This is a genomic window from Pseudomonas sp. DrBHI1 (genome assembly GCF_002205115.1).
Classification (GTDB): domain Bacteria; phylum Pseudomonadota; class Gammaproteobacteria; order Pseudomonadales; family Pseudomonadaceae; genus Aquipseudomonas; species Aquipseudomonas mosselii.
In genome coordinates, this window is sequence record NZ_NIBE01000005.1 from 1 (window position 1) to 10,677 (window position 10,677).

Genomic DNA, 10,677 nt, shown 5'->3' on the forward strand with positions numbered 1-10,677 from the left:
CATACCGGCCATGCTGCCGTGGTCCATGCCAGCCATCTTGCTATGGTCCATACCGGCCATGCTGCCGTGGTCCATGCCAGCCATCTTGCTGTGGTCCATACCGGCCATGCTGCCGTGATCCATGCCACCCATGCTGCCGTGGTCCATCCCCATATCACTCATGGAGATGAGAGGCCTTGGATCTACAGCCGGCACCGGTGCCTGCAGGCCCTCACGGACAGCCAAGGTACCCCTTGAATAGCCGGTGCGATCCATGGATTGAGCAAAGATGGTGTAAGCCTGCTCGTTTTCAGGCTCGACAATGACATCGTAGGTTTCAGCAACGGCAATCCGGAATTCATCGATCGACACTGGCTTAACGTACTGACCGTCGGCTGCGACAACCGTCATTTTCAAGCCGGGGATCCGCACGTCGAAATAGGTCATCGCCGAGCCATTGATAAAGCGAAGCCGGATTTTCTCCCCTGGCTTGAAGATTCCCGTCCAGTTCCCATTTGGCGCCTGGCCGTTCATGAGGTAGGTGTAGGTGTGCCCGCTCACGTCAGCGAGATCGGTTGGGCTCATCTTCATCTCGGCCCACATCTTTCGATCGGCCACAGCAGCAGACCAACCTTTCTCGCTCACGTCGTCGACGAAGTCGCCAACGGTGCGCTTGTGGAAGTTGTAATAGTCCGACTGTTTTTTGAGCTTGGACATAACCCGCGCCGGGTCTTCGTCGGTCCAATCACTCAGCATGACGACATAGTCACGATCGTAGGTGAAAGGCTCTGGATCCTTGGCATCAATCACCAGCGCACCGTAAACACCGACCTGCTCCTGGAAGCCCGAATGGCTGTGGTACCAGTAGGTGCCGTTCTGGTGGACCTTGAACTTGTACTCGTACATGCCGTCGGGAGCGATGCCATGGAAGCTTAGACCCGGCACGCCGTCCATATTCGCCGGCAGGATGATGCCGTGCCAGTGGATGGACGTGTCCTGCTTCAAGCGGTTGCGAACCCGTAGCGTGACCGTGTCGCCTTCGCGCCAACGGAGTATTGGTCCTGGCAGCGAACCGTTGATGGCCATCGCCGTTCGAGCTGCCCCGGTAATGTTCACCGGGAGCTCCCCGATGTACAGGTCAAAATCGGTGCCGGTCAGTACGTTAGGCTGGCCAGGGCTGGTTACGGCCCAGACCGGCGCGCGCCACATGCCCAGCCCACCCAGTAGTCCGGTAGCAGCCAGGCCTTTGACGAATGAACGTCTCGTGGTTTTGCTTTGCATGCCGTTGCGTCCAATCAGGTAGATCGCTGATATCCAGACTGCGGGATCCGCAGCCATCTGGTTTCAATTGAGCTCCCCCAAGCCTCGTAGACTTTCGCCAAAGCACAAGGATTGCGGGAGGCAATACCCCGAAAGCTGACATAGTTCAGATTCCGGGGTGATTACATTTCTGTAAGCTAAGCTCAGCAGCTCTCGTGGCCGGGGTGCTTTTGGCTTTGGGCGGTAACAGGAGCCTCTGCTTTTTTCTCCTGAGCAACCTGGTAAGCCTGCATGGAAGATGCACGTGCAGCTTCCATCCTGGCGAAGGTGCGATCCGCGCCGCCTTCAGCCAGGGCGAGGCTCGCCATGCCGAAGGTGACTACCATCACAATCGCTTTGATCATGTTCATTTGCGTTTCCTCTAAGGGTCAGTTTCGCCTGATTGGCGCCGTTCACAGTGCTCAAGCTAGCTACCCGGCACTGTCAGCAAGCTGAGCCCGACATTACTTTTCCGTCAGCTTCTGGTTGGGTGCCTTTTTTGCTGCACACTGAAGGGCATCCAAGGGGGCGCAGCAGATGAAATTACTCGTAGCCGAAGATGAGCCAAAAATCGGGGCCTACCTGCAGCAAGGGCTGACGGAGGCAGGCTTTACCGTCGATCGTGTGGTCACAGGGACCGACGCGCTGCAATACGCTTTGAGCGAGGCGTATGACCTGCTGATTCTTGATGTAATGATGCCGGGGCTAGACGGCTGGGAGGTGCTGCGGATGGTACGTGCGGCAGGGAAAGAGGTCCCAGTCTTGTTTTTGACGGCCCGTGATGGCGTGGACGATCGCGTGAAAGGGTTAGAACTCGGGGCTGACGATTACCTGGTCAAACCCTTTGCATTCTCGGAACTGCTAGCGCGTGTGCGCACTTTGCTGCGAAGAGGCAGCAGTGGCTATGCTCAGACCACTATGAAGATGGCTGACCTGGAGGTAGACCTGCTTAAGCGCCGGGCCACCCGAAATGGCAAGCGGATCGACCTCACAGCCAAGGAGTTCTCCTTACTGGAACTACTCATGCGCCGACGCGGCGAGGTACTGCCGAAGTCCCTGATCGCATCGCAGGTGTGGGATATGAACTTCGACAGCGACACTAACGTGATCGAGGTTGCTGTTCGTAGGTTGCGGGCCAAGATTGATGACGATTTCGCCCCCAAGCTCATATATACAGTTCGTGGCATGGGCTATCTGATGGATGTTCCCGAGTAATGCGCGCCCAATCGTCGCTCGTTAAACGCCTTACCCTCATGTTCATGTTCGCGGTCATCGCCGTATTGGTCGTTGCCGGCGTGAGCTTCTACATGCTCAGTCAGCACCATTTCCAGATGCTGGATGAGCAAGCCCTGGCCGAGAAACTCGAATCCACCCGGCACATCCTTTCACTTTCAGCAGCACGTGATGAACTTGAGGATCAGGAGCCTCAACTGCGTGCTTTGTTGGGGGCTCATCAGGACCTTTCTGCGGAGATTCTTGATGCTGACGGTACTGTCCTGTTCTCGGACTCCAAGGCATCCCGCATCCCTGAGCGCTTTAAGCAGGCCTCTTCTGGCGCCGTTTGGGACTGGCAAATCGACTCGCGGAACTTCCGGGGGATTACCTCTCAACTGGCTATAGCGCAGGCGCAGGCGCCGGTAACAGTCATGTTGATGCTGGATGTCACCAGCCATGCCCACTTTTTCAAGACGCTGCAATGGTGGTTCGGCATTGGCTTGGTCATCAGCGCTCTGGTTAGTGCAGGATTGGGGTGGATCGTGGCCAAGAGCGGTCTTCGGCCGGTTGGGCAGATCACCAAGGTGGCGACATCCATGTCTGCCCGGTCCCTTCGCGAGCGAATTCCATTGGAGCCCGTGCCGCTTGAATTGCAGGAGCTGATCCTCTCCTTCAACGGAATGCTTGCACGCCTGGAAGACGCGTTCGTCCGGCTATCAAACTTCTCAGCCGACATCGCACATGAGCTGCGGACTCCGGTAAGTAATCTTCTGACGCATACCGAAGTCGTTCTGACCAAAAAACGCGACCTCGATGCCTACGAAGACAACCTCTACTCCAATCTTGAAGACCTCAAGCGCATGTCGCGCATGATCGATGACATGCTGTTCCTGGCAAAAGCTGATAACGGCTTGATCATCCCCGAGCAGGTTGATATCGATCTGGTCGGGCTAGTGTCCAGACTGATTGAGTACTACCAGCTTGCAGCCGAAGACCGAAGCATTCGGCTTGCCCTTCAAGGCGAAGGTACGATCCGTGGTGACCGGCTAATGATTGACCGGGCGGTTTCCAACATTCTATCCAACGCTTTGCGCTATACCCCCGAAGGCCACGATATCGCCGTCCGGATTGTCGAGGCGGCTGATCAAGTGAACCTGTCCGTCCAGAACAATGGGGCCACGATTGATCCGGAACATATCAACAAAATCTTCGACCGGTTCTATCGCGCTGACCCTGCAAGGCGGGAAGGAAGCCCAAGCAACGCCGGCTTGGGGCTGGCCATAACGCGTTCGATCATCGAGGCTCATGGTGGGCGAATTTGGTGTACCTCCGCTGACGGCGTGACGAGTTTTCACATCGCTCTGCCGCACGCCAAACAATCCACTTCCAAGCCTCAAACGGCTTAATGCTCATTTCATGCGTGTAACCTATACTCGGCCATCATGAACCGGCTCCTACGACTGTTCACCATCCTGCTTCTAATCGCATCGCTTCCTCTCAACGGCATGGCGGGAGTCGACTCAGCCATTGAACCATGCCCCATGCAAACCATGGGGATGGAGATGATGGCGGGGATGGATCACGATTGTTGCCAGGATACTGATCCAGGATCAGCTGCCGACCACTCCAAAGCCTGCAAAGTGGGCCAGGAGTGTAGAACCGCGAGCACAGTTCAGGTCGAAATAATTAACCCCACGCTCACCTATTCTGCGCCTAGGCCAGTAGATACCTATGCGGTGAGCCTCGTAAACAGGGCGCCTCCTGACCCTTGGCGGCCACCCCGCGCCTGATTACCTCTTAAATTCACCCCATCGTCCTGTTTTGCAGCCGGATGATGGCATGCGCTTGCGCGCTGATTTTTTGAGGAATCATTTCCATGACTCCCCCACGTTACCGATTAGGGATGGCATGTCTGGCCGCTCTGATCAGCCTGTTGTCGACGTTACCGGCTCAGGCTACACCGTTGTCTCTGGAGGAAGCGCTTCAACTTGCCGAACGCAATGCCCCCATCCTCCAGGCCAGGCAAGAGCAAATGACGGCCGCTCGACACGCTGTGATCCCAGCAGGCGAGCTGCCTGATCCACGTCTCAACCTAGGAGTGCAGAACCTTCCTGTTGACGGCAGTGATCGTTGGAGCATGAACCGCGATTTCATGACGATGCAGGTTGTCGGCCTCTCCCAGGAAGTACCAAACCGGGACAAGCGGGAGGCACGAGTTGAGACGGCACGAGCGAGCGTTGAGCGAGCCGATGCAGAGGCGGTGTTCGAGCGCTTAAAAGTGCGTGCTGCCACAGCCCAAGCTTGGGTCGCGGCGTACACCGTTCAACGGAAACTGCAGCAGTTTGAGGACTTCTACAAAGAAAACCGTCTGTTGGCCGCAGCAATCCGCGCACGCCTGGCCGGCGGTACCGGCGCGACGGCCGACGCACTTGCTCCTGACCAGGAAGCTGCGCAACTCGATGAGCAAAAAGATGTTCTGCTCACACAGGCCGCTCAGGCACGGGCTGCACTCAAGCGATGGATTGGAGAGGATGCTGATCCGCAAGCTCAAGCATTTCCGCGCTGGCCAGTGAGCGCGCCGGACTATCTACACGCTATACATGCACATCCAGAATTGGCGACCTACAACGCCCTTACGCGGGAAGCACAAGCTCAAGTGCACCAAGCCTTGGCAGAAAAGAAGTCGGACTGGGGGTGGCAGGTGGATTACCAGCGGCGCGGGCCTGAATTCAGCAATATGGTGAGCCTGCAGGTAAGTTTCCAACTGCCCTTGTTCGCTGGCTCACGGCAGGACCCGATGATCGCGGCACGTCGCGCACAAGTCCGGCAACTGGAGGACGAACAGGAAGCGGCATTGCGTGAGCATAAAGCGCAGCTGGAGACAGATCTTGCGGATTACCAGCGATTGCAGCGAGCAGTGCAGCGCAGCCGTGAAACATTGTTACCGCTAGCGGAGGATCGAGTCCGCCTCGCCCTTGCTGACTATCGAGCCGGTAAATCACCCTTAAGTGAGGTTCTCACCGCTCGACGTCAGCGGGTTGAAACACGACTGCAAGACATCGATCTGCAAGGACAGTTGGCCGCGACAGCTGCACGGCTGCACTTCGCGTATGGAGAGGTGCGCGCATGAGAAATTCAACTATCAGCCTTGTGGTATTGGCCGCGTTGGCTATCGGCGGTGGCGTTGGCTATCAGCTAGCAAAGCGTGGGCAGGTGTCCACTGCCTCCCCTGAAACGCTACAGAAGGTGCTGTATTGGTATGACCCGATGTACCCCCAGCAGCACTTTCCAGCACCGGGCAAGTCGCCCTTCATGGACATGCCACTGGTGCCGAAGTACCAGGAAAGCACCGCTGCTGAGGTGAGCCCCGCAGTTCAAGTTTCACAGGGGCTCCAACAAAACCTGGGGGTCCGTCTGGCTACCGTAGCGAAAGGGCAGCTTGCTCGAACCCTCCAGGTGAGCGGCGTGCTTACCTTCGATGAGCGGGATTTTAGCGTTCTGCAGGCTCGTACCGGTGGCTACGTCGAACGCACCTATGGCCGCGCTACAGGCGACGTGGTTGCCAAGGGCGCCCCATTGGCAGATGTGTTGACGCCTGAATGGGCGGGCTTGCAGGAAGAGTACCTGGCGCTTCAGCGATCTGGGGACAATGAATTGCGCGCTGCAGCTCGGCAACGACTACTGCTGGCGGGTATGCCTGCCGATCTTATCAACCGGATTGACCGTACGGGAAGGGTCCAGAATTCGGTAACGCTCTTGGCCCCAACAGCAGGCGTCCTTCAGGCTCTGGAATTGCGGCCAGGCATGACAATGACACCGGGTGCAACGTTGGCGAAGATCAATGGTATCGCGAACGTCTGGCTTGAGGCCGCAGTACCTGAAGCGCAAGCCCAAGGCCTACAGGAAGGACAGGCAGTGCAGGCGAATCTGGCAGCGTTCCCAGGCGAACCTGTTCCCGGCAAGCTGACCGCATTGCTGGCTGATGCGGATCTGCAAAGCCGCACCTTGCGGCTTCGTATAGAACTGCCCAACCCCGGCGGCCGGTTGCGCCCAGGCATGACCGCGCAGGTTTCCCTCCATCCGTCCGGGCAACAGGATGACAGCCTACTGGTGCCAGCCGAGGCGATCATTCGGACGGGGAAACGCGATCTCGTAATGGTGTCAGAAGACGGAGGTCGATTCCGGCCGGTGGAAGTAGTGCTCGGCCAGGAAAGTGCTGGCCAGGTGGTCGTGCTGCGAGGCCTTCAGGCGGGCCAGCGCGTTGTGGCGTCCGGGCAGTTTCTGCTGGACTCCGAAGCGAGCTTGAAAGGTATCGAGGCCGTTACTGCTGGCGATGCTCCACTTGCGCAACCTGTACAGCCGGCTCTACATCAGGCCAATGGGCGCATCGTTCAAATAGAAGGTAATCAGCTGACCATCGCTCATGGACCGTTCGTGACGCTGGGCATGCCTGGTATGACGATGACTTTCCCTGTGGCAGATCCCCGCTTGATTGCCGGACTCAAGGTTGGCGAACGCATCCGGTTTGGAGTGCGCGAGCGCGATGAAGGCATGGTCATCGAGCAAATAACCCAGCAGGAGAACCAGCCATGATCGCGAACCTGATTCGTTGGTCGGTTGGCAACCGCGTCCTGGTCCTGCTGGCAACACTGTTTGCCGTAGCTTGGGGCGTTTTCTCTCTGCGCAGTTTGCCGATCGACGCGTTGCCTGACCTGTCAGATGTGCAGGTGATTATCCGCACCTCCTACCCAGGGCAGGCACCGCAGATCGTGGAAAATCAGGTGACATATCCCCTGACCACCACAATGCTTTCCGTACCCGGAGCCAAGACAGTGCGGGGCTTTTCAGCATTTGGAGACAGCTTCGTATATGTGTTGTTTGAGGACGGCACAGATCTCTATTGGGCGCGGTCCAGGGTGCTCGAATACCTAAGCCAGGTTCAGTCTCGATTACCGGCGTCCGCTAAGCCAGTGCTCGGACCCGATGCCACTGGTGTAGGCTGGATCTACCAGTATGCGCTGGTGGACCGCAGTGGTACCCATGACCTGGCACAGCTGCGCAGCCTTCAGGACTGGTTCCTGCGCTTCGAGTTGAAAACTCTTCCGGACGTTGCCGAAGTGGCGACGATAGGCGGGATGGTCAAGCAGTACCAGGTAGTGCTCGATCCGCTGCGCATGGCCAGCTTGGGAATCACTCAAGTTGAGGTTTCGGACGCCATCGCCAAGGCCAATCAGGAAACCGGTGGCGGCGTGCTCGAACAAGGCGAAGCTGAGTTCATGGTAAGGGCTTCCGGCTATCTGAAGTCACTCGATGATTTCCGAGCCATTCCCCTGCGCCTGGCTGCGAAGGGTATACCCGTAACACTGGGCGATGTAGCCACTGTACAGCTGGGCCCTGAGGCACGTCGCGGCATCGGCGAGCTTGATGGACAGGGCGAAGCGGTGGGCGGCGTAGTAATTCTGCGCAGTGGCAAGAATGCGAAAGATGCCATCGCTCACGTCAAATCCAAGCTTGAATCGCTGGAAAAAAGCCTGCCTGCCGGGGTCGAGCTGGTCACTACCTACGACCGTAGCCAGTTGATCGATCGTGCTGTGGAAAATCTGAGCCAGAAGCTGATTGAAGAGTTCATCGTGGTCGCACTGGTGTGCGCTGCATTTCTTTGGCATCTGCGCTCATCGTTGGTCGCCATCGTCTCGCTTCCGGTTGGTGTCCTCATTGCCCTGATCGTCATGCGCCACCAGGGCATCAACGCCAACATCATGTCGCTTGGGGGCATAGCCATTGCAATCGGTGCGATGGTGGACGCCGCTGTGGTGATGATTGAGAACGCGCACAAACGGGTTGAGGCTTGGCATACGTGGCACCCTGGAAAGTCGTTGCGTGGCGAAGATCATTGGAAAGTGATGACTGAGGCAGCAGTCGAGGTCGGGCCTGCGCTGTTCTTCAGCCTCATGATCATTACGCTGTCCTTCATACCGGTATTCACCTTGCAGGCTCAGGAGGGAAGGCTGTTTGCGCCCCTCGCATTCACCAAGACTTATGCAATGGCAGCAGCAGCGGGCCTTTCGGTTACCCTGGTACCCGTGCTGATGGGGTACTGGATTCGGGGTCGTTTACCGGCAGAAGAGCGCAACCCACTCAATCGAACCCTGATACGGCTCTATCGCCCAGCATTGGAGATCGTTCTACGCCGGCCAAAGCTCACGTTGGCGGGTGCACTGTTGATTTTGCTCAGCAGTGTCTGGCCCCTGAGCCAGCTCGGCGGCGAATTCTTGCCGCCACTGGATGAAGGCGATTTGCTGTACATGCCGACTGCCCTGCCAGGTCTTTCGGCGCAGAAAGCCTCTGAGCTTTTGCAACGTACGGACCGGCTGATCCGAACGGTACCGGAGGTCGCCAGTGTCTTCGGTAAAGCGGGCCGGGCTGAATCAGCGACCGACCCGGCCCCGCTGGAGATGTTCGAGACGACTGTCCGACTTAAACCGAAGGATCAGTGGCGAGCAGGGATGACCACTGAGAAGCTGATCGAAGAGCTGGACCGTACCGTGCAGGTACCTGGGCTAACCAATATCTGGATCCCACCGATTCGAAACCGTATCGACATGCTCGCAACCGGTATCAAAAGCCCGATCGGCGTAAAGGTTGCCGGCAGCAATTTGAATGAGATCGACCGGGTGACTCTGGCTATCGAGAAGGTGGCCAAAACGGTTCCAGGGGTGACTTCCGCCCTCGCCGAGCGATTAACCGGTGGACGCTACATCGATCTGGATATCGACCGCCAATTCGCAGCGCGTTACGGCCTGAACATTGCTGATGTCCAAGCGATTGTTGCCGGCGCCGTTGGGGGCGAAAACATCGGCGAAACCGTAGAAGGCCTGGCGCGATATCCCATCAGTGTTCGGTACCCACGGGAGTGGCGTGACTCTGTTGATGCCCTGCGGCAGCTACCGATTTACACCAGCCAAGGGGGGCGAATCACACTGGGAACCGTGGCACGGGTGCGTATTGCGGACGGTCCACCCATGCTCAAGAGTGAAAACGCGCGCCCCTCGGGCTGGGTGTATATCGACGTGCGGAGACGGGACCTGTCCTCCGTCGTTGCCGACCTGCGCCGGCTAGTCGATCAGCAGGTGAAGCTCGATCCTGGCATAAGCTTGAGCTATTCCGGGCAGTTCGAATACCTGGAGCGCGCCAATGCGCGCTTAGCATGGGTAGTACCGGCGACGCTGGCCATTATTTTCGTCCTTCTCTACCTCACGTTTGGCCGCCTCGGTGAAGCGCTGCTGATCATGGCTACCTTGCCATTTGCGCTAACCGGCGGCGTATGGCTGCTGTACATGATGGGCTACAACCTGTCGGTGGCCACGGGTGTCGGTTTTATCGCCTTGGCTGGGGTCGCAGCAGAGTTTGGAGTCATCATGCTGATCTACCTCAACAATGCCTGGACTGAACGAAACGGCAACGGTACGCAGGGGCAACCTGCGCTTCTGGATGCTATCCGCGAAGGGGCCGTGCAGCGCATCCGCCCCAAAGCCATGACCGTAGCAGTGATCGTCGCAGGCTTGATGCCAATCCTCTGGAGTAGCGGTACCGGCAGCGAAGTCATGAGCCGGATCGCTGTACCCATGGTCGGCGGCATGCTCACCGCGCCTTTGCTCTCACTATTTGTAATCCCTGCGGCTTACTGGCTCGTCAGGCGCCGCGGACTCGCTGTACACGATAACCCCCAAACAGGAGTAACCCGATGAAGAAGCTACTGATCAGCGCTGGCCTGGTGTTCGCCGTTGCGGCGGCGGTGCAGGCCCAAGACATGTATGGCACGGATATGAAGAATATGCCCATGGAAGGCAACGAGACCCAAGGCAGCCAGGCGGCTCCGACTGCATCGGCTGAGGGAACCATCAAAGCTTTGGAACCAGGTAAAGTTACCTTGGCGCATGGACCAGTATCAGCCCTGAAATGGCCGGCAATGACCATGGGCTTCAGCGCTACCGAGCAGCAACTCAAGGGACTCAAGGTAGGCGACAAGGTCAGCTTCGATTTCCGAATGAATGGGGGCACAGCGACGATCGTAGGCATTCGCAAGCAGTGACGGTGAATCGCCCCTGGTTTCGTAGACACCTCCAAGCCTCATAATGAGGCCCAAATAGGAGGTGCCATGAGTCGTCAGCGTTACCCCGAAGA

General features: G+C 57.8%; 8 protein-coding genes. 6 read left to right on the forward strand and 2 right to left on the reverse strand.

Annotated elements, in window-relative coordinates:
• Window positions 1-1,260 (reverse strand): copper resistance system multicopper oxidase (locus tag CC207_RS00685; protein ID WP_143496041.1); only part of this gene is annotated, 1,260 nt, incomplete at its 3' end.
• 182 nt (window positions 1,261-1,442) lie between these two features.
• A complete protein-coding gene (locus CC207_RS00690) occupies window positions 1,443-1,649 on the reverse strand; it encodes a co-regulatory protein PtrA N-terminal domain-containing protein (protein ID WP_011953085.1) in 207 nt (68 codons plus the stop codon).
• A gap of 166 nt (window positions 1,650-1,815) precedes the next feature.
• On the opposite strand from CC207_RS00690, the gene CC207_RS00695 reads away from it, so the two are divergent.
• The 6 genes from CC207_RS00695 (at window position 1,816) to CC207_RS00725 (ending at window position 10,585) form a co-directional block, all read left to right on the forward strand.
• A complete protein-coding gene (locus tag CC207_RS00695; RefSeq protein WP_088851421.1) occupies window positions 1,816-2,493 on the forward strand; it encodes a heavy metal response regulator transcription factor in 678 nt (225 codons plus the stop codon).
• On the forward strand, window positions 2,493-3,899 hold the full coding sequence (locus CC207_RS00700; protein ID WP_011953087.1) for a heavy metal sensor histidine kinase: 1,407 nt from the start codon (window positions 2,493-2,495) through the stop codon (window positions 3,897-3,899). Before CC207_RS00695 ends, CC207_RS00700 begins: the two co-directional genes overlap by 1 nt.
• Before the next feature lie 470 nt (window positions 3,900-4,369).
• Window positions 4,370-5,623: a TolC family protein gene (locus CC207_RS00710; protein ID WP_011953089.1), complete on the forward strand. Its 1,254-nt coding sequence runs from the start codon at window positions 4,370-4,372 to the stop codon at window positions 5,621-5,623.
• A complete protein-coding gene (locus CC207_RS00715; protein ID WP_011953090.1) occupies window positions 5,620-7,086 on the forward strand; it encodes an efflux RND transporter periplasmic adaptor subunit in 1,467 nt (488 codons plus the stop codon). Before CC207_RS00710 ends, CC207_RS00715 begins: the two co-directional genes overlap by 4 nt.
• A complete protein-coding gene (locus CC207_RS00720; RefSeq protein WP_011953091.1) occupies window positions 7,083-10,241 on the forward strand; it encodes an efflux RND transporter permease subunit in 3,159 nt (1,052 codons plus the stop codon). Before CC207_RS00715 ends, CC207_RS00720 begins: the two co-directional genes overlap by 4 nt.
• Complete coding sequence (locus CC207_RS00725) at window positions 10,238-10,585, forward strand: copper-binding protein (RefSeq protein ID WP_011953092.1); 348 nt, start codon at window positions 10,238-10,240, stop codon at window positions 10,583-10,585. Before CC207_RS00720 ends, CC207_RS00725 begins: the two co-directional genes overlap by 4 nt.
• Window positions 10,586-10,677: the final 92 nt, after the last annotated feature.

What these genes read in the sequence shown, in the direction of transcription:
- CC207_RS00690 (WP_011953085.1), bottom strand. Translation starts at nt 1,649, where the DNA reads ATGAACATGATCAAAGCGATTGTGATGGTAGTCACCTTCGGCATGGCG.
- CC207_RS00700 (WP_011953087.1), top strand. Translation starts at nt 2,493, where the DNA reads ATGCGCGCCCAATCGTCGCTCGTTAAACGCCTTACCCTCATGTTCATG.
- CC207_RS00715 (WP_011953090.1), top strand. Translation starts at nt 5,620, where the DNA reads ATGAGAAATTCAACTATCAGCCTTGTGGTATTGGCCGCGTTGGCTATC.
- CC207_RS00695 (WP_088851421.1), top strand. Translation starts at nt 1,816, where the DNA reads ATGAAATTACTCGTAGCCGAAGATGAGCCAAAAATCGGGGCCTACCTG.
- CC207_RS00710 (WP_011953089.1), top strand. Translation starts at nt 4,370, where the DNA reads ATGACTCCCCCACGTTACCGATTAGGGATGGCATGTCTGGCCGCTCTG.
- CC207_RS00720 (WP_011953091.1), top strand. Translation starts at nt 7,083, where the DNA reads ATGATCGCGAACCTGATTCGTTGGTCGGTTGGCAACCGCGTCCTGGTC.
- CC207_RS00725 (WP_011953092.1), top strand. Translation starts at nt 10,238, where the DNA reads ATGAAGAAGCTACTGATCAGCGCTGGCCTGGTGTTCGCCGTTGCGGCG.